Origin of the sequence: Advenella incenata, from assembly GCF_004217095.1 — a bacterium.
Lineage (GTDB): Bacteria > Pseudomonadota > Gammaproteobacteria > Burkholderiales > Burkholderiaceae_B > Advenella > Advenella incenata.
On record NZ_SHKO01000003.1, the window covers coordinates 116,666 to 136,338 of the forward strand.

Genomic DNA, 19,673 nt, shown 5'->3' on the forward strand with positions numbered 1-19,673 from the left:
GGATGGGCGGTAATGCGACCGTTGCAATAGCCATGCAATAGGAAATGGAAATGCGTAAGGCTCAATATTACATACGCGTATGGCCGCAGACGATCAACCAAGCCGTTGATCAACGGTACGCGGTACGTGTTGTGCGCAGACCGGTTTGCCTGCGCTGCTGATTTTGTCACGTTCAAAATGCTATCGGCCGTTGCGTTGTCGCCAGGCGGAAAAATCGGCTTTTGCCTGTTCGTCGGTAGCGGGATACAGCCCGATAATGGATCGGCCCTTGAGTACCTCTTCGGTGACAAAATCTTCGTATGCGGTCATTTCTATGGCCTCGGCGGCAATATCTTGCGCCAGATGGGCGGGGATCACGACCACACCCTCGGCATCGCCGACGATGACATCGCCGGGGAAAACAGCGACGTCGCCGCAGCCGATAGGCACGTTGATGTCCAGCGCCTGATGCAGGGTAAGATTGGTGGGCGCAGAGGGGCGCTGGTGATATGCGGCAATAGACAATTTGGCAATTTCCGGTGAGTCACGAAAGCCGCCATCGGTGACCACACCGGCCGCACCGCGCTTCATCAGACGGGAAACCAGAATGGAGCCGGCCGAGGCGGCACGCGCATCCTTGCGGCTGTCTATCATCAACACAGCGCCTTGCGGGCACTGATCAACTGCAACTCGTTGCGGATGGCTGCGGTCCTGAAAAACGGTAATGGGGTTGAGGTCTTCGCGTGCCGGAATGTAGCGCAGCGTGTAAGCCTCGCCCACCATGGTCGGCAAATCAGGGTTAAGCGGATGTACGTCCTGAATGAACTGATTGCGCAGGCCGCGCTTATACAAGGCAGTACAAAGCGTGGCGGTGCTGACGGTTGTCAGTTGCTTGCGAACTTGTGGGTCAAGGGCCATGATGAATTCCTGATCAATAAATGCTGGGTTCGTTGTTGGGGGCGCCGAAGCTGGTTTCAAGAAAGTCGAAATCACAACCGGCATCGGCTTGCAGAATATGCTGCGAGAACATCCAGCCGTAGCCACGTTCGAAGCGGCGTTCGGGCGCGATCCAGTCTGCTCGTCTTGCAGCCAGTTCCTCATCGCTTATCTCAAGGTGGATGCGACGGGCTGGAACATCAACGGTAATCATGTCGCCGGTGCGCACCAGTGCCAGATTGCCGCCGACATAGGATTCGGGCGCCACATGCAAAATACAGGCGCCGTAGCTGGTGCCGCTCATGCGCGCATCGGACAGGCGCAGCATATCGCGTACGCCCTGTTTGATCAGCTTGACCGGAATCGGCAGCATGCCCCATTCAGGCATGCCCGGACCACCCAGCGGGCCGGCATTACGCAATACCATAATGTGGTCGGGCGTGACATCCAGGTTTTCATCATCCACCGCTGCTTTCATGCTTGGATAATCATCAAAGACGAGCGCGGGGCCTGTGTGCTGCAGGAACTGCGGCGCGCATGCGCTGGGTTTAATTACGCAACCGGACGGCGCCAGATTGCCGCGCAATACGGCCAGTGCGCCCTCGGGATACAACGGGTTGTCCATGGGGCGAATCACGTCGTCGTTATACACTTGCGCGTCTTTGATATTTTCGGCCAGCGTCTGGCCGGTAACGGTCATGGTCTCGCCCTGCACATGGTCGCCAAGGCGGCGCATCAGACCTGGCAGGCCACCTGCATAATAAAAATCTTCCATCAGATAGGTACTGCCGCTGGGGCGCACATTGGCAATGACCGGAACCTTGCGGCTGGCCGTATCAAAGTCATCCAGCGTGACATCACAGCCAGCGCGGCGCGACATGGCAATCAGATGAATGACTGCATTGGTGGAGCATCCCATGGCCATGGCCACGGCAATGGCATTCAGAAAACTGGTTCGGGACAGGATGCGGGCCGGCGTGAGATCCTCCCATACCATGTCCACGATACGGCGGCCACAAGCGGCCGCCATGCGAATGTGGTTGGCGTCGACTGCGGGAATCGATGATGCTCCAGGTAGCGTCATGCCAATGGATTCGGCAATGGCGGTCATCGTGCTGGCGGTGCCCATGGTCATGCATGTGCCTGCGCTGCGGGCAATGCCGCCTTCTACGCCAATCCATTCGGTTTTGCTGATTTTGCCGGCGCGTCGCTCATCCCAATACTTCCACGCATCCGAGCCCGATCCCAGGATTTTTCCTTGCCAGTTACCGCGCAGCATGGGGCCGGCGGGCAAATAAATACAGGGCAGTCCCGCACTGATGGCACCCATCAACAGGCCGGGCGTAGTTTTATCGCATCCGCCCATCAATACCGCGCCGTCTACCGGATGGCTGCGCAGCAGTTCCTCGGCTTCCATGGCAAGCATATTGCGATACAGCATGGTCGTGGGCTTGACGAAGTTTTCCGACAGGGAGATGGCCGGCAATTCTATGGGGAAGCCTCCGGCCTGGAAAATACCGCGTTTGACATCCTCCACCCGTTGCTTGAAATGCGAATGGCAAGGGTTGATATCCGACCAGGTGTTCAGGATGGCAATAACGGGGCGGCCTTCCCAATCCTCTGGCGCATAGCCCATTTGCATGATGCGGGATCGGTGTCCGAAAGAGCGCAAATCATCCGGGGCAAACCAGCGGGCGCTGCGCAGCGAATCATAGGTACGTTTTGACATGGTGAATGACCTTGGGGGCAGAAATAGTGAGTTCAATCCCATTGAAACATTAATATATTAGTTGGTCTATTCGGGATATCGATGAGTGCCGAACTGGCTGGCTGACCATGGTTGAATTTGCCAGCGGCATCTATCTATTGCATTCGTAATTGTGGCTGACCGAGCGTACGGGAGCGTTGGGGGTACTGTCTGTCGTTTGCTGATAATTCAATCGCAAGAAAAAGATTGCTTGCGATTGAATTGGTCTCTATTCTGATCATGACTGCCATCTTTCCAGGAGATCAATCATGACATCATCGCAAGCACAGGCCCAGTTTACTTCCGACGAAGCTCGCTGGCAGGCCGTGCAAAGTCGCGATCGGCAAGCGGACGGACAATTTGTTTATGGTGTAAAGACCACGGGCGTGTATTGCCGTCCCAGTTCCTCGGCCCGCCTGCCACAGCGAAAGAATGTCGTTTTTTTTGATACGGCACAAGAGGCCGAGGCAGCAGGCTATCGCGCCAGTCGCCGGGCGCGGGCCGACCGGACTGCCGCCGCAAACGAACGCGCTGAACTGGTTGAGCGGGCTTGTCGTCAAATTGAGTCGGCGCAAACGCCACCGAGTCTGGACGAACTGGCGGCACAAGCCAATATGAGTCCATTTCATTTTCATCGCGTATTCAAGGCTGAAACCGGTGTCACACCGAAAGCCTATGCATCGGCCTGGCGCGCCAGGAAACTGCGTGATGAGCTGGGATCATCAGTCACATCGATTACAGACGCCATCTATACGGCCGGTTTCAATTCCAACAGCCGCTTTTACGAAGCATCGGAGCAGTTGCTGGGGATGCGTGCCGGGGAGTATCGGGCTGGCGGGCAGGGTGCTGTCATCCGTTTCGCCATCGGACAATGTTCGCTGGGCGCCATTCTTGTGGCGCAAAGCCACCGTGGAATCTGCGCCATTATGCTGGGTGATGATCCCGACATGCTGTTGCGCGACTTGCAGGATCAATTTGCCAGGGCCCAGCTGGTTGGGGGCGATGCCGCCTTTGAGCGTCTGGTGGCGCAGGTCATTGGTTTTGTAGAGGCGCCGTCTGTGGGTTTGAATCTACCGCTCGATGTCCGTGGTACGGCTTTTCAGGAGCGGGTGTGGCAGGCATTACGAGACGTGCCTGCTGGCACGACCGTCAGTTACGGTCAGATTGCCGAGCGGATCGGCGCGCCCACTGCTGTGCGCGCCGTTGCCCAGGCCTGTGGCGCCAATCGCATTGCCGTTGCCATCCCCTGCCATCGCGTGGTCAGGCGCGATGGCGATATCTCAGGCTATCGCTGGGGCGTAGAACGCAAGCGCCAGCTACTGGAAAGGGAAGCGACCGCACAGCCGTGACCGGTGGCAGGATGCGCGCCGCTATCCTGCGGCGGGGCCATTGACCGCTATACAGGGTGAGGGCGGAAGGCTGTTGTTTGATCTGCGGCTGAGATTGGCAGCCGCCCGCGTGGACCCCCGGGCTGGTCATCGTGGAATCAGCAATTGAATAATTGAACAATTGTGGGACAATAATCGCGTAATAGGAGCAATCGCGTAGCGGGTGCTGCATTGGGTGGATATGGCAATTGGTTCGCCTGGGCAATCATCGTACGTGAGGGTGGACAGAATAAATCCAAAAGAGAGAGACTTATGACAGATGAAATACAGATGGGCCTGATGCAGCCGCATCCATTGCTGATATCGTCGTTGATTACTCATGCCGAGCGTCATCATGCTGATGGTCAGATTGTCTCGCGTCGCGTTGAGGGCGATTTGCATCGCTACCAATGGCGCGATGTGGCCCGCCGGTCCCGCCAGGTAGCCAGAGCGCTTGATGCCATGGCCCTGCCACTTTCTTCGCGGGTGGCCACGCTCGCCTGGAATGGTTACCGCCATCTGGAACTTTATTTTGGTGTTAGTGGATCGGGCAGGGTGCTGCATACCATTAACCCGCGCCTGCATCCTGATCAAATTGCATGGATTGCCAATCATGCCGATGACCAGGTCTTATGCTTTGATCTGAGCTTTTTGCCTTTGGTGCAGGCAGTGCATGGCCAATGTCAAACGATCAGGCATTATGTTGCGCTATGCGACCGTGACGCGCTGCCATCCGACAGTGCGATACCCGGCCTGATCAGTTATGAGCAGTGGGTTGAAGAACAATCTGACGACTATCGCTGGCCGCAGTTTGACGAGAATGCCGCTTCCAGTATGTGCTACACCAGTGGAACCACAGGCAATCCGAAAGCGGTCATGTATAGCCATCGTTCAACGCTGCTGCATGCCTATGGTGCAGCGCTGCCCGACTCCATGGCAATATCGGCTCGGGATGTAATCCTGCCCGTGGTGCCCATGTTCCATGTCAATGCCTGGGGCATTCCCTATGCAGCGGCATTGACCGGCGCTACGCTGGTCTTTCCCGGCCCGCAGCTGGATGGAAAATCGGTCTACCAGTTGATGCAACAGGAGGGAGTGACATTCGCTGCCGGTGTGCCCACCGTATGGCAGATGCTGCTCGATTATGTTAAAGGCGAAGGCCTGCAATTTTCCACCCTCAAGCGCACCGTGATTGGCGGGTCGGCGTGCCCGCCGGCCATGATACAAGCGTTCCAGGAGCAGTACGGGGTCCAGGTGATACATGCCTGGGGCATGACAGAGACCAGCCCGTTGGGAACGCTGTGTACGTTGAAAAATAAATCCCTGATGCTGCCACAGGAAGAGCAAATGAAACTGCGGCGCAAGCAGGGACGGGCGCTGTACGGGATTGATTTCAAAATTGTCGGCGACGATGCTGTTGAATTGCCGTGGGACGGTAAAACATTTGGCGATTTGTATGTCAAGGGGCCCTGGGTGGTGCGTGACTATTTTCCCGGTAAGGACAATGCAGCATTGGTGGACGGCTGGTTTCCCACAGGAGATGTGGCGACCATCGACGCCGATGGCTACCTGCAGATCACAGACCGCAGCAAGGATGTGATCAAATCCGGTGGCGAATGGATCAGCTCGATTGATATCGAAAACATCGCCATGGCGCACCCGGCCGTGCAACTGGCTGCCTGCATCGGTGTCAGTCATCGCAAATGGGATGAGCGTCCGGTTGTGGTGGTCGTCAGGCGCGAGCACATGGCGCTCGATAAAGATGAACTGCTGCAGTTTTATGAAGGCAAGATTGCCAAATGGCAGATACCGGATGACGTTATATTCGTTGACGCCATTCCGTTGGGTGCCACAGGAAAAATGCTCAAATCCAAAATCAGGCAGATGCCCGAGGTTACAGCGTATTGCGCACTTGCGGCAAGTCGGGCATAACCGCGTTAGCGCGTGGTTCTTTCCCAGATCATCTCTGCTGCGACAGACAGGGGTTCCTTGGAACGATAAAGCCGGACTTCGAAAGGCACTTCGTTTTGCCTGCCGCCCAGTACGCGCAGTTTGCCTGATTTGCAATCTTGCGCGACCACAGACCAGGGCAGCCAGCCGATACCACGGCCTTTTTTAATCAGTGCCCAGGCCACTTCCACTGAATCGCAATAGGCCACTGGCGCCAGCGCATAACTGCTCGCACGCAGATGGTCGCTCAGTATATGATGAAGTGAAAGTGTATTGAGATAGGTTACGTGAGGAATGGGCGTGAATTCGTCAAGCAAATCATAGGCCGTTTGGCTGTATTTGTCGGCGCTGCACACGGGCACAAATCGGTCTGCACCCAATTGCAGGTACTGAAAGCTCGCAGTCGCGACCGGGACCGATAAATTGGGGTGCTCGTAGCAGCACAGAAAATCCACTTCCTCTCGTTGCAGCAGGGCGACCATATCCGGCGTTGAGCCGGTTCTGATCTGGACAGACACGGCAACAGACAGCTCCTTGCTAATGGCATCTGACATTTCACAGGCCCAGTCCGCCACCAGCGTGCTGGCCAGATAGCGCCCGGTCGCAATGCGCAATGCATGGCTTGTATCCTGCCCGGGTGATTTTATTTTCTTGCTGACCGTGTTGAGTCTGGCAACGATGTATTCGGCTGTCACCAGCAGTTCGCGTCCCTCTTGCGTGAGTCTGACGGGAATTTTGCTGCGATCAACCAGCGTTGCGCCAGCCCAGTGTTCCAGCTCCCTGATGCGTCGGCTGAAAGCTGGGTGGGTCACGTTGCGCAACTCGGCAGCCTTGGTAAAGCTGCATGTTTTGGATAAGGCGATCAGGTCTTTCAGAAGCTTGGTTTCTGCCATGGGATAGCCTCCGTATCAATAGGGGTTCGAAGCGTGCCTGCCTGATCGAAATAGCGCGGCTGCGCAACAGGCCATTGCGGTTTTATTTTGCACGTCATTGTGCAATAAAAGCACAATGATAGTGTTTTTCAGCATTTAGTATAGAGGCAATCAAAATTTCAACGGAGACATTGTCATGAAAAAGTTAAGTAATAACGCTAAGCGAACGGCATCCTGTGCCTTGTGTGCGTTTACCTTGCTGGCAGTAAGCGGCCCGGCGGCGTTGGCCGCGTCGACATATCCCGATCGCCCCATCACGATTGTGGTGGGGTATCCGGCCGGCGGCAGTGTTGATCTTAACGGCAGGGTGGTGGCCGAAACGCTGGCCAAAAAAATAGGCGCCAATGTGGTGGTTGAAAACCTGGGCGGAGCAGGCGGCACAATCGGCGCGCAGAAAGTGATTCGAGCCAAACCGGACGGCTATACACTGCTGGTGGGCTCGCTCAATGAAATCGTGATCGCCAGCCTGGTCAATCCAGCGGTTAAATATAACGGTATTACCGATTTGCAGGCCATTGGCCTGATCGGCGATCAGCCATTGGTGCTGGCCGCCTCTAAAACGACCGATATCAAGAACACCGCTGATCTGGTCAAGGTAGCCAAGTCGGGAAAATCGGATAGCTACAGCTTTGGCTCATCCGGGGTAGGAACCTCGTTGCATATGGCAGGTGAAATGGTCAACGCCGAAACCGGAGCCAAGTTTTTGCATGTGCCTTATCGTGGCGTTGCCCCCCTGGTAACAGATCTGACCAGCGGGCGTCTTCCTTTGGGCGTGTTTGCCTTGTCTTCGGCGTTGCCGCAAATACAGTCAGGCCAGATAACGGCCATCGGCGTAACCAGCGCAAAACGTTCCTCTTTTTCCCCCGATATTGCCGCGCTGGCTGAAAACCCCGCCCTCAAGGCCATGGATATCAGTGTCTGGTTTGGCCTGTTCGGCCCCAAAGGCATGCCCGAAGCGGTTGTCACGAAATTGCAGACCAGTCTGCAGCAAGTGCTGGCGGACCCGGCATTTCAAGAGAAATACCGAACAACCGGCAGCAACGTCATGCGCACACAGCCCAATCTGGCCTCGTTCTTTGAGGCAGAGCACAATAAATTCAAGAAACTTGCCGAAACGGCCCATATTGCAACGGGGCGGCCATGAATACAACGTTTGAGATTGCGGTACCGGATTTGTCTGCAGAGCGCTTGGGCAATACCGATACACCAGGCGTATGGGCGTTTGATTCGGGCAATGCCGGTCCCACGCTATTGATCACGGCCTTGATTCATGGCAATGAAATTTGCGGCGCCTGGGCGTTAAAGGAACTGCTGGCCGCTGGCCTGCGACCGAAAAAAGGCCGGTTGGTGCTGGCGTTTTGCAATCTGGCTGCATTCGATACGCTGGATGTGGCCGCGCACGATGCCGCCCGTTTTGTTGATGAAGACATGAACCGTGTCTGGACCAGTGACAAATTGGATCAGCCGGTCACGCAGGAGCGCCGGCGGGCGCTTGAGCTTAGAAAATGGGTCGAGGCGGCAGACTGGTTGCTTGATATCCATTCCATGCATGAACCCAGCCCGCCGCTGATGATGACGGGGATGTTGAAACGCAATGTGGATCTGGCAAAACGGCTGGGTGTGCCCCAACACGTGATCATGGATGTGGGGCACAAGGACGGCACACGCATGCGTGACTTCGCTCAATTTGGCGATCCGCAATCGCAGGCGCTGGCGTTGCTGATCGAATGCGGGTATCACGGCGCTCCGTCTTCGGTGGACACGGCGCGAAACGTGGTGGCACATTTCCTGATTGAGTCAGGTATCGTTCAGGCGGACGACCTGCCAGGCCACTGGACGCTCGCGCAACAAGGGCCGCAAACGGTGTTGCAGGTAACTGCGCCGGTCGTGGCGACGTCAGAATCATTGTCTTTTGCCGAGCCATATCAGGGAATGGAGTGTATTGCGCATGCAGGCACGCAGATCGGCAAGGATAACGACAAGCCTATTGTCACACCTTATGACAATTGTGTTTTGGTTATGCCTTCTCTGCGTCAGTTGAAGGTGGGGGTGACTGTGGTGCGATTTGCGCATGAACTGCAGGCTGTCCCGTCACTGGTATAGACCGACCGGTGCAGGCAAGGGTAGCGCATGCCGATGCTGCTGCAATAGCACGCTACCCGAAATCGTTATTGATATGCAAGGCAGGCGTATGGGCTTTGCCGGCGTATGCATTGTGCCGTTATCGTGCTAGTCGGATTGACGCGCAAACTGGCGATCCAGTTGCGCGCCGCCAATAATTCCGTCAAAGCCGTCGAACCTGCCTTCCTGTGCGATCTGCTGTGCGACCCGCAGAAAACTGTCCATGGCCACGCGCGCCAGCGCGCCGCCTACGCTGATCCGACGCACGCCGAGTGTCTCAAGCTCGGCGACTGTCATGCCCATCGCGCTACCGCATAACATATTGACGGGGCAGCCATTAGCGGCCTTGACTACGGCGCTGATCTGCTCCACGGTTTTTATGCCGGGGGCATAGATGCAGTCTGCTCCGGCCTCTACGAACGCTGCAATGCGCCGGGTGGTTTGCTCAAGATCGGGTGCGCCACGTATAAAACCTTCGGTCCGGGCCGTGAGCAGCACCCGCTCTCCTGTGTGGTCTATGGCTGCGCGCGCCGCGCTGATGCGCGAGACTGCCACGTTAAATTCATACAAACCATCCGCGCCACCTTGTGGTGCGTCTTCAATGGACAGCCCTGCCACGCCGGTCGCAACACACTTGATAATGTTTTGCTGCATCTGCTCTATATCATCGGCATAGCCATTTTCGAAATCGGCATTCAGCGGAATATTTACTGCAGCAGCCAACTCACTTAGGTGGGCCAGAACCATCTCCAGCGGCTGTGTTCCGTCGGGCATGCCATTGGCGTAGGCATGTCCGGAACTGGTCGATGCCAGTGCGGCAAAACCCATCTGCTCCAGGCACCTTGCGGTACCGATATTCCAGGGATTCGGGATGGTGAAGCAGCCGGTCTGATGCAATTGAAAAAAAGCTTCACGCTTCTGGATGGTTGTGCGCACTGTGGTCATTGGACACCTGTTTTACTGTTCTATAGCGAAGAATACTGGCTCTTGGCAAATATTAGCACGCTGCGATGGCTGGGGCGGGCACCCTTATCGTGTGGTTGCTGATGCCATCACGGCTGTTATATCAACAGTAGATATTAGGGAAATCCCCTGGTTTGATTTTCGTATAATCGTATACAATTATACGAACTTGAGGGAATAGATATGGATTGGTTAAATGGGCAGGTCGGACAGGAAACGTTCGAAGGAATCAAGAACACTTCACTGGGCAAGCTGGTGCGCGACTATCTGCTTAATCAGATCATGTCGGGAACGTTAACGCCGGGTCAGGCTTTGCGCGAACCGGAGTTGGTAGAGCAAATGAAAGTATCCCGTGTGCCGGTGCGCGAAGCGTTGCGGGAACTGGAAAGCATGGGGCTGGTGGTTTCGCGCAAGCACTCGGGTGTCTACATCCGGGAATTGTCCGAGGAAGAGGTGCACGATTTGTACCAGTTCCGGGCGCTGATGGACAATCATGCCGGCCAGATGGTCGCGCAATTGACGCCCGAGCGACGCATGGCTCTGGTTGCTTTACTGGATATCTGCGTGGCGCAAATGGACCAGGCCAATCTGGAAAATAATGTGCAAGCGTATTACAACGCCAACTTGCACTTTCACTGGCACTTCATCGAATTTGCCGGCAATCGTGAAATTGCCAAAAGCTATCGCGAAGTGATCCAGAAACTGCATCTTGCCCGGGTCAAGAATCTGTCTACGCCGGATCATCGCCACAAATCCAATGCCGAGCATAAGGAAATTGTGCAGGCGCTGCGTGATGCCGACAATATTGGCGGCGCGCTGCATTGCGCCGAACTACTGTCGCATCATGTTGTCAAGGCACACAAGCGCCTTGCCGACATGTGAGCTCCACTGCGACGGTCCATATTTTTCCGAGGTTACTAATCAGACATTGAATATTGCGCTTTGCTGCCGGCACAGACCGGCATTTCACAACTAACACATCCGAAATATATCGGAGGAGACAAATCATGGATCGTCGTTCATTCCTGCTCAGTATGGGAGCAGGCGCCATTGCTTTACCTTCAATTTCCGTGGGACAGGACAAATATCCCGCCAAACCCATCAGTTATATCGTTCCGGTCGCAGCCGGTGGTGGGAGTGACTATGTCGCCCGCGCCACCACAAGCGAATGGGGCAAAGGGCTGGGCAACGTCACCTTCGTGGTTGAAAATCTTGGCGGAGGCGGCGGGGTGATTGCGTGCCAGCGTACGGCGCGCGCCCCGGCAGATGGCTATACCCTGATGCAGGGGTATGTTGCAACGCTGGGCACCGGCCCCGCGACGAGAAAAGTATCCTATGACCCGCTCAAGGATTTTACGCCAGTGGGCATGATCGGCGGCACACCTAATGTACTGGTCGTGGATGCCAAGCTGCCCATTACCACGTTCGCCGAATTCGTAGATTATTTCAAACGAAATAACACGAGCAATTACGGTTCTGCAGGTGCCGGCTCACTGACTCACCTGCTGATGGAGTTGCTCAAGCAGGATACCGGCCTGCAAACCCAGCATATCGCCTACAAGGGCATTGCGCCCGCCTTTCAGGACCTGGTTGGTGCGCGCACGCAAGCGATGTTTCCCGGGCTGGCCGCGGCTGTTCCCCATCTGCTTTCAAAAACCGTTCGCGCGATTGCGCTGACGGGCAACAAACGTAATGTGCGATTTCCGGATATTCCCACGTTCGAGGAGCTGGGCGTCAAGGGGTTTGATGACGTGCTTCAGTGGTATGGCGTGTCGGGCCCCAGGGGAATGAAAGACGATGTTGTCAAAATACTGAACGATTCGCTTAATGCTGTTTTGATCAAGCCCGAGCTGGAAAAGCGTCTGCAGATCGAAGCCATTTTGCCGATGCCGATGAGCCCGCAGGAATTTGGACACTATGTTCAGAAAGATCTTGAACGCTGGAAGAAAGTAGCGCAGGACCAGAATATACGGCTGGATGCATGAGCCTGGTGCGCACTCCAGGCTAATTTCTTTTGTAATAATTTAATTGAACTTTATCAGGACTATCATGGCTGTAAACACCAAGGTTGAAGCAGATCAGAACGCACCGGCGGTAACCCGCATTCTTGCGGAGTTTGTCGCTACCCATCCATCAAAAGGCTGGAGCGATGCAGTGGAGCATGAGGCTCATCGCACATTTCTAAACTGGCTTGGATGCGCGGTGGGTGCTTCGCAACACGAGGCTGTTCAGGCCGCGCTGCGTGCCGTACAAGTGCTCGAGCCGGCCACTCAGGCCATGATCGCAGGTCGTCAGGAACGGGTGGATATTGCCAATGCCGCCCTCATCAATGGGATTTCATCGCATCTTTTTGATTTTGACGACACGCATCTTAAAACGATTATTCATCCTGCCGGGCCGGTCTGCTCGGCGGTGCTGGCGCTGGCAGAGCTGAGCGGCGCAAGTGGTCGCCAGCTTATCGATGCCGTTGTACTGGGTATCGATGTTGCATGTCGCATTGGCAACACCATTTATCCTCATCACTATGACAGGGGTTGGCATATTACCGGGTCTACCGGCTCCCTTGGTGCTGCCGCAGCTTGCGCACGGCTGCTTGGCCTGGACACAGACAAGACGACAATGGCATTGGGTATTGCAGCTTCGCAACCGGTTGGGCTGCGCGAGCAATTCGGCACCATGACCAAGCCCTTTCACCCTGGTGGTGCTGCACGGGCGGGCTTAATGTCGGCCTTGCTGGCGCGTGAGGGATTTACAGCCAGCCCGCGTGCGATTGAAGCACCCAGGGGCTTTGCGCAGGTGGTATCGACAAAGTTCGACTGGAATGAAATTACCGATGAACTTGGTCAGCGTTTTGAAATTTCCTTCAATGCATATAAGCCCTTTGCCTGCGGTATCGTGATTCATCCCAGCATTGATGCATGCGTGCAGCTCAGAGGGCAGGGTGTGACTGCAGATAATCTGGTGCGCCTGGACTTGCGGGTTCATTCACTGGTGCTTGAACTGACTGGGAAAAAAGAGCCGGCAGATGGTCTGCAGGGCAAGTTCAGTGTTTATCACGGTTGTGCCGCCGGTCTGATTTTCGGCAGGGCGTCCGAAGAGGAGTATGACGACGCGATTGTCAATCGGGAAGACGTTGTGGCAACACGTCGCAAAGTCGTTGCCATTGTGGACGACACGATTGATGAAGCGGCGGTCGAAGCCACGGCCACACTCAAGGATGGCAAGAGCGTGCACATACGCGTGGACCATGCCATTGGATCGCTGCAGCGTCCAATGACCGATGAGGATCTGATGGCCAAGTTTACGGCCATGTCCGTTCCGGTTCTTGGGGCAAAAAAAACCCGCAGTCTGATACAGCAGTGCTGGAGTCTGTCTGATGCAGGCGACGTGCGTGCGCTCGTCGCGCAGGCAAGCTGAGCAGGTTCGGGTATGAATAGCAAACCGACTATTGTTGTTTTGGATGACTGGGAAAATGTCTTGCGCGACCGCGTAGACTGGCGGGCAATACGGTCGCAGGCAAACGTGATCATTCACAATACAAGTCTACGCAGATACGACTTGCCTGCTGCGCTCGCATCGGCCCAGGTGCTTGTTGTATTCCGCGACCGAACGCCAGTTGACGCCGATTTGATTGCCCGGCTGCCTGGTTTGCAACGAATCATTAGCACCGGCGCGCGCAATCGCACCCTGGATACCGAGGCCGCAAAGCAGGCCGGTATATCTGTCGGTCATACCGCATGGGGGCCGTCCAAGGCCAGCACGTGCGAACATACCTGGGCGCTGATTCTGGCTGCGGTCAAGCGTGTGCCTCAATCGGCATTGTCTGCGTCAAACAGCCGCTGGCGCAATCCTGATGTCAGCGCCTTTATGCCGCCTGTCATGGAAGGTAAGCGGCTTGGGCTGATCGGTTTGGGTCAGATTGGCCAGCGTGTAGCGGCCATCGGCAAAGTGTTTGGTATGCAGGTTGTGTCGTGGAGCCCGAACATGACTGCAGAACGCGCCGCTGAACATGGCGTACAGGCAGTGTCGTTGCAAGAGCTGCTCGAAACGTCGCTGGTGGTCAGCCTGCACCTGGTGCCATCGGAGCCGACGCGTCACTTGCTGAACGCTGAGCGCCTTGGCTGGATGCACGCTGGTGCGATCCTGGTCAATACCTCGCGCGCCGAACTCATTGATACGGACGCGCTGGTGCATGCTTTGCAGCACAAACGTATTGCCTATTGTGCTCTGGATGTATTTGACCATGAGCCGCTGGCGCCCGACCATCCATTATTGAGCATGCCCAACATGTTATTGACACCGCATGTCGGTTTCTTGTGTGATGAAGTCGTCCACAATTTTGCAGTGGGTGTACAACAACAGTTGGAAGCCCATCTATTGCAACAGGGCAATGCATAACCGGCTTTGATCAGGAAGCGACCTGCACTGCATGCCGGGCAGGTGCAGGCTGCTGGGTTCGGCAAGTCGCCTCTTACTGCATGGATACCAGGCGCGCTGTCCAGTCAGATTTGCCGTTTATCGTTCCGCGCATTTGTTTATTCTCAACTTTGCCAGAGTAGGTCTGACCATCGACTGAAAAGGTAATATTCGCCCCGTTCAGGCGAGCATTGCTGATGCGTCGTTGGTTGGCGCCGTCGCTCAGCGTTCCGTCCAGCATCTGGAATGTTTGCTTCAATTCAAGCTCGCGCTCGCCTATTTTCCAGGTGCCGGCAACCTTGGCCGGAACGATCCATTTGTAGGCATGGCAGTAATTGGTGCAGTTCTCTTTGACTTCGACTGTTTCGTCAGGCTCCCATGCCTCCATTGCAAATGAATTGGAAACCACCCGCGTGCCGGGTTTCATGTCCAGCAGGGTCGGACGCAAGCGCAGATTCAGGCTGGGTAACAGGAAAAGGGTGACGACAGAGGCATCTGAAAAATCCGATTCGAAGATATCTGCCTGTTCGAAGGTCGCACGCTGTGTTACGCCTTCGGCTTGTGCCGCCTGTTTTGATATGGCAACCAGGTCCGGGTTGAACTCGATTCCGCGCGAGACCGCGCCGCGCTTGGCCGCGGTGATAACCAGCCGGCCATCGCCCGAGCCCAGATCAACCAGCCGGTCATCAGCAGTCAACTGGGCCATTTGCAGCATGCGGTCCACCAGCGCCTGTGATGTCGGCACCCATACGACGTCCTTGCCCTGTTGCCCGACAGATGGCGTGTATTTTTCAGAGGCCGCGTTTTGGTCGGAGGTAGTGGGCGCGGTTTGTGCCGCAAGAGGTGTGCTCACCATCATGGTGAATAGTATCGCAGCGACCAGGGGTTTTGCAGGCATAGTCATCGATTCTCTCCTGTTGATGTGTTTACTTCAAAGCGGTGATTTCAGTTTGTGCTTGCGGGCTGTCCGGCTCCTGATCGTCTTTGATCCGGAACAGGAGAATGGGAGCGCCCGCGGCCAGCACGCCCAGGCCGATCAGCGCAGCCACGCCCGTGTATACGACGCTGGCGTAGAACATGTACAGGCAGGTCAGGCAAAACAGAATGGGAGTGATGGGGTACAAGGGCACCTTGTAGGGCAGCACGCGCTCTGGATAGCGCCGGCGAAGCACGAACAGCGACAGCCCGACCAGCAGCATGAAAGCCCAGAACACCGGTGCTGTATAGTCCACCATGGCCTTGAAACCATCACGGGTGATGGCTCCCAGGGCAATGAGCGCCAGGGCAACGGTGCCTTGCAGAACCTGGCCGTTGGCCGGGGTTTTGCCGCGGCTGTCCCAGATCGCAACCCACTTGAGTATGGTCATGTCGCGCGCCATCACATAAAAAACCCGGGCGCCGGTAAATATGGTTGCATTCAGGGTGGATATCGCCGCGACGATAATGGCCAGGGTTACCGCAATCCGGCCGGGTTCGCCAGCGACCACGTACATCATATCTGCGGCAACGGCATTAGATGCGCGAAGGCCCTCCAGGCCCAGAATCGAGAGCAGCGCCAGATTGGTCAATACATAAAGCGTCACCAGAATCAGGGTGCCCAACATGAGCACTTTGGCAATGTTGCGCGGTGCATCCTTGAGTTCACCGGTCAAATAGGCCGCTTCGTTCCAGCCCCCATAGGTGAGCAACACGAATATCATGGCCATGCCAAGGGCCGCGGTTTCCGGGGCGGCGGATTGCGTTGTTGCCGGCGCCTGACCAGAGCCCAGAAGACCAAACAGGATGATGGCGGCGACCGCTGCAATTTCGATGAAGGTGACGATTATCTGCAGGTTCTTGCCTTCGGTGGTGCCTATGAAATTGACCCCGGTCAGGACAATAACCGATATAGCCGCATAGAGGGAAGGGCCGTATGGCCCCAGCGGAACGATTTGCGCCAGGTAGTCGCCAAGCATGAAGGCAACCGCCGCGATAGCACCAGTCTGGATCACCGTGCAGCGTGCCCAGCCGAACATCATGGCAACGGAGCGACCGTAGGCGCGCGACAGGAAATGGTATTCACCACCGGCATGAGGATGCGCCGCAGACAGTTCGGCGTAGCACAGCGCACCCACAAGTGTGATAAGTCCGCCAACAATCCAGACAAGGATAAACAGCCATTCGTGGGTGACATTGGCCGCGACAATCGAGGGCGTACGGAAGATGCCGATACCCACGACCAGCCCGACAACAATAGTGACGGCGTCAAAAACAGAAAGCTGGGGCTGTGGTCTGGCCTGGTTCTGGCTGTGATCGGTCATCTGAATCCCTTGCTGTCAAACAAAAAAATGTCAAACAAAGCTGCATGCTGCGTGGCAAATACGTTGTGGCGTCTGGATATCGAGGTGCTGCAAAGGGTGCCGCAGATACTGTCCCGTCAAAGGAGATGGGCAGAATGGGCATGGTCGGCGCGGCTTGGGCATTATGCCCGGCAGGGCAGCGCTTAACGCTGACTAACCGGCAATGATGGATCCGCCGGTAGGCGACTGGCGGAATCAAAATATCAAATCTTACAACCAGCTGAAAATTACTTTACCATAAAAATAATGACAAGGCGGTGTAATTTTTTTTGAAAAACACAAAAGTGATTTCTGTGCTTTATGGCGAGGTTATAACGAAAAGACTCGGGGTGCGGCAGGTCAGGGCCGGACTTTGTCAGCGTGCAGTTCACGTCTGTGATAGCTCGAGAAGGTGATTGCGCAAGGCGAGGAGACATCGTTAACGCTGTCCGGGATGGACGACAGGTTATTGAGCAGATTGATCAATGCTTTTATTTGCGCTCTGATGGACTCTGCTCTGCAAGGAGTATGCTTCTCTTGTATCGGCAGGGGGTGCCGATATGGCCAGGCATGTACTGCATGTGCCCGGCCAGCCGACGGATTGTTTGAACCTGGTGTTGTTCAGCTTTTGGTTCGAAGCACGATCTGCGTGATCTCGGATGGGCGTCCCAGTCGAATTGGAAACCCGTTCCACAGTCCTGTCCCCATGCTTACATACATTTTCATGGCATCCACATCATATAAGCCATTGACGAACCCGTCGTTGGCCATTTTGGTGAGCACGTGCGCGCCTAAAATCTGGCCGCCATGCGTGTGCCCGGACAGTTGCAGCGACACGCCGGCTTGCGCATGGGCGGAGGCACCCATCGGGCGGTGGGCCAGCAGGATGATGGTCTGGTTTGCCGGCGCCTGTTCCAGGGCAGCAGCGATATCCGGATCGGGAAGGCCAAAGCGAGCGGCCGCGTGATCGGTGATGCCGGCCACCACAATCTGCTGATTTTCGTGGGTGATAATAACGTGCTGGTTAATAAGCATGCGTAGCCCGAGCTCGTTGAATGCCGCCAGCCAGCTTTGATAGCCGGAATAATATTCGTGGTTTCCTGGTATGGCCAGTACGCCGTATTTGGCCGTCAGCGATTGCAGCGGCTTGACGTCGTCTGCCCTGGCCTGTGGTGAGCCATCGACCATGTCACCCGTGATGACCATCAGATCCGGTTCCAGGGCATTGGCCCGGTCAACGACGGCGGCCATCCACGGCCGCTGCAGCAGGCGACTGGCGTGCAAATCGGTTAATTGAACAATACGAAAGCCATCAAAGGCTGCGGGCAGGTTGGGCAACGCAATTTCAATCGTTTTTACTTTCGGGATCTTCACTGCGTTCCAGACGCCGATAGCGGCTATCACAAGGGTGATAACGGTAATGGCGACAAGTAGCCGCGGCGAGGCCAGCAGCACACGGCCGGTGGCGGCTGATACAGGGTAGGCCACCATTCCCAGCAGGTCTTTTATAAGAATGAAAAAGCCCAGCAGCAGTATCGTGCCAAATAACCACCCCAGCAGCATCAATACCGCAGCAGGGATTTCCGGCGAGGCCATGGAGCCAAACCAGGTTCGGGTGATCAGATGATGTTCGGCGACGCAAAGGACGGCAAGGGTCAATACGATTTTGGTGGTCAGGTTCAGCGAAAGCGGCCAGATGCCGCGCGCGCTGACGTATAGACCAATGACCGCCATAATAATATGGAGCACGGGGAAATTCCTGTTGAAGTTATTGTGGATTCACGGATGCGGCACTGGCCTATATTAAACCAGACACCGATTTCAATCGTCATGATCAGCCGGTGCTGACAGCGATGGACGACATGAATGGAGATCGTATTATACGCAAGCGCAGAGCCTGACTGGCGTGTTTACCGTAAATAGGCAGACCGTTTCAATCATGATTGGCATGCCCGGTGTGTCAGCCGCCACACCCCAGGCGGATGCATGGGCCTGGTGTTAACTGTCTTGGATGGGATAGCTGTTTGTATATACCCATGAGGTATATACAAACATGCTAACTACACATATGCCTGCGTGTTACCTGGCCTTGTGTTCAGGAGCACGGCTGTGCTGTGATCAGGCGGTAGCGGTGGTATCGTCGGCCATTTCATGCAGGCGATAGCGCCGGTCGCAGTCAAGGAAATCCTCTGCATGAATCAGGACTTGTGCTTCATTGAGCAGCACCACGCCGTACTGAGGTTGCTCATGACTGCCATGGATGCAGCTTTCATCGCCATGCAGGTCAAGCGCCACCTGATGATTGGTGCCCTTCAGGGTTGAATATCCCATGCCTCGGAACGTTCCACAAATAGGCCGATGGATGTGGCCGAAAAAGACCTGGCGGATGCGATGTTCAAAACCTTCAATCGCACCGAAAAAAGCTGCGGTGTCCAGTAGTGAAAGTGCATCCATACTGCGAATGCCTATTGGAAAGAACGGATGATGCATGAACAGCAGCACAGGTTTGCTCGATTCGGCCAAGCGTGCGCGCAGCCAATTGGCCCGGATCTCGCAATAGACGCCCCAATGAACGCCCGGTTCGTTGGTATCGAGAAACAAGGCAAGGTATGAGCCGAAATCACGGGCATATTGAACAAAACCGTTTTCGTCGGTATCGATATGAGCAAAGTGATGGCGGAACTCCTGCCGGCTATCGTGATTGCCCAGGATGGGGTACACCGGCATGGTCAATGGCGCGAGACATTCGCGCAAATGGACGTATGCCTGGGCGTGCCCATAGTGCGTGAGGTCGCCGGTAATAACAACGGCCTGCGCATCGGGTTGGTGCGCGAGCATATGCGTTACGGCTTGTTGCAGGCGTTGCTTTGGATTGGTGCCATACAGAACACCGGCATCAGCAACCAGATGCGTATCAGTCAAATGGATAAATTTCATGATTGTC

The 19,673-nt window shown here is 55.7% G+C and carries 16 protein-coding genes; 8 read left to right on the forward strand and 8 right to left on the reverse strand.

Annotation, left to right across the window (positions count from 1 at the left end; genetic code table 11):
* Positions 1-180: 180 nt before the first annotated feature.
* Positions 181-897, reverse strand: coding sequence for a ribonuclease activity regulator RraA (locus EV681_RS16770; protein ID WP_128394983.1), 717 nt, complete (start codon positions 895-897; stop codon positions 181-183).
* A 13-nt stretch (positions 898-910) separates the two neighbouring features.
* On the reverse strand, positions 911-2,644 hold the full coding sequence (araD, locus tag EV681_RS16775; protein WP_128394982.1) for an L-arabinonate dehydratase: 1,734 nt from the start codon (positions 2,642-2,644) through the stop codon (positions 911-913).
* Between the two features lie 287 nt (positions 2,645-2,931).
* Here araD and ada point away from each other — a divergent pair, with 287 nt between their 5' ends.
* Positions 2,932-4,011 carry a bifunctional DNA-binding transcriptional regulator/O6-methylguanine-DNA methyltransferase Ada gene (gene ada, locus EV681_RS16780; RefSeq protein ID WP_128394981.1) on the forward strand — a complete coding sequence of 360 codons (1,080 nt, stop codon included), beginning with the start codon at positions 2,932-2,934 and terminating at the stop codon, positions 4,009-4,011.
* A gap of 291 nt (positions 4,012-4,302) precedes the next feature.
* Positions 4,303-5,961: a 3-(methylthio)propionyl-CoA ligase gene (locus EV681_RS16785; protein ID WP_242612303.1), complete on the forward strand. Its 1,659-nt coding sequence runs from the start codon at positions 4,303-4,305 to the stop codon at positions 5,959-5,961.
* A gap of 5 nt (positions 5,962-5,966) precedes the next feature.
* Here EV681_RS16785 and EV681_RS16790 read toward each other — a convergent pair whose 3' ends face one another.
* Complete coding sequence (locus EV681_RS16790) at positions 5,967-6,872, reverse strand: LysR family transcriptional regulator (protein WP_128394980.1); 906 nt, start codon at positions 6,870-6,872, stop codon at positions 5,967-5,969.
* A gap of 175 nt (positions 6,873-7,047) precedes the next feature.
* On the opposite strand from EV681_RS16790, the gene EV681_RS16795 reads away from it, so the two are divergent.
* Both EV681_RS16795 and EV681_RS16800 read left to right on the forward strand, forming a co-directional pair.
* Positions 7,048-8,055, forward strand: a complete 1,008-nt coding sequence (locus EV681_RS16795) for a Bug family tripartite tricarboxylate transporter substrate binding protein (RefSeq protein WP_128394979.1) — start codon at positions 7,048-7,050, stop codon at positions 8,053-8,055.
* Complete coding sequence (locus EV681_RS16800; RefSeq protein ID WP_128394978.1) at positions 8,052-9,014, forward strand: M14 family metallopeptidase; 963 nt, start codon at positions 8,052-8,054, stop codon at positions 9,012-9,014. Before EV681_RS16795 ends, EV681_RS16800 begins: the two co-directional genes overlap by 4 nt.
* Positions 9,015-9,140: 126 nt before the next feature.
* Here the strand turns inward: EV681_RS16800 and EV681_RS16805 are convergent, their stop codons facing one another.
* Positions 9,141-9,977: an isocitrate lyase/PEP mutase family protein gene (locus EV681_RS16805; protein WP_130304695.1), complete on the reverse strand. Its 837-nt coding sequence runs from the start codon at positions 9,975-9,977 to the stop codon at positions 9,141-9,143.
* 201 nt (positions 9,978-10,178) lie between these two features.
* Between EV681_RS16805 and EV681_RS16810 the strand changes: the two genes are divergently transcribed.
* The 4 genes from EV681_RS16810 to EV681_RS16825 all read left to right on the forward strand — a co-directional run bounded on the left by EV681_RS16810 (position 10,179) and on the right by EV681_RS16825 (position 14,393).
* Positions 10,179-10,877 (forward strand): GntR family transcriptional regulator, encoded by a 699-nt coding sequence (locus tag EV681_RS16810; RefSeq protein WP_128394976.1) that lies wholly within the window; start codon positions 10,179-10,181, stop codon positions 10,875-10,877.
* Between the two features lie 125 nt (positions 10,878-11,002).
* Positions 11,003-11,980: a Bug family tripartite tricarboxylate transporter substrate binding protein gene (locus EV681_RS16815; RefSeq protein ID WP_128394975.1), complete on the forward strand. Its 978-nt coding sequence runs from the start codon at positions 11,003-11,005 to the stop codon at positions 11,978-11,980.
* A gap of 64 nt (positions 11,981-12,044) precedes the next feature.
* Positions 12,045-13,412, forward strand: a complete 1,368-nt coding sequence (locus tag EV681_RS16820; protein WP_128394974.1) for an MmgE/PrpD family protein — start codon at positions 12,045-12,047, stop codon at positions 13,410-13,412.
* 12 nt (positions 13,413-13,424) lie between these two features.
* The gene (locus tag EV681_RS16825; RefSeq protein ID WP_128394973.1) at positions 13,425-14,393 is read left to right on the forward strand and encodes a D-2-hydroxyacid dehydrogenase family protein; all 969 of its coding nucleotides are present in this window, start codon (positions 13,425-13,427) and stop codon (positions 14,391-14,393) included.
* A 73-nt stretch (positions 14,394-14,466) separates the two neighbouring features.
* On the opposite strand, the gene EV681_RS16830 is transcribed toward EV681_RS16825, so the two are convergent.
* The 4 genes from EV681_RS16830 to EV681_RS16845 all read right to left on the reverse strand — a co-directional run bounded on the left by EV681_RS16830 (position 14,467) and on the right by EV681_RS16845 (position 19,666).
* The gene (locus EV681_RS16830; protein WP_128394972.1) at positions 14,467-15,315 is read right to left on the reverse strand and encodes an SAM-dependent methyltransferase; all 849 of its coding nucleotides are present in this window, start codon (positions 15,313-15,315) and stop codon (positions 14,467-14,469) included.
* Positions 15,316-15,337: 22 nt separating this feature from the next.
* Complete coding sequence (locus EV681_RS16835; RefSeq protein ID WP_130304696.1) at positions 15,338-16,711, reverse strand: APC family permease; 1,374 nt, start codon at positions 16,709-16,711, stop codon at positions 15,338-15,340.
* A gap of 639 nt (positions 16,712-17,350) precedes the next feature.
* Positions 17,351-18,478 carry a metallophosphoesterase gene (locus EV681_RS16840; RefSeq protein WP_130304697.1) on the reverse strand — a complete coding sequence of 376 codons (1,128 nt, stop codon included), beginning with the start codon at positions 18,476-18,478 and terminating at the stop codon, positions 17,351-17,353.
* Between the two features lie 369 nt (positions 18,479-18,847).
* Entirely contained in the window at positions 18,848-19,666 is an 819-nt protein-coding gene (locus EV681_RS16845) for a phosphodiesterase (protein ID WP_242612304.1), read from the reverse strand.
* Positions 19,667-19,673 lie beyond the last annotated feature (7 nt).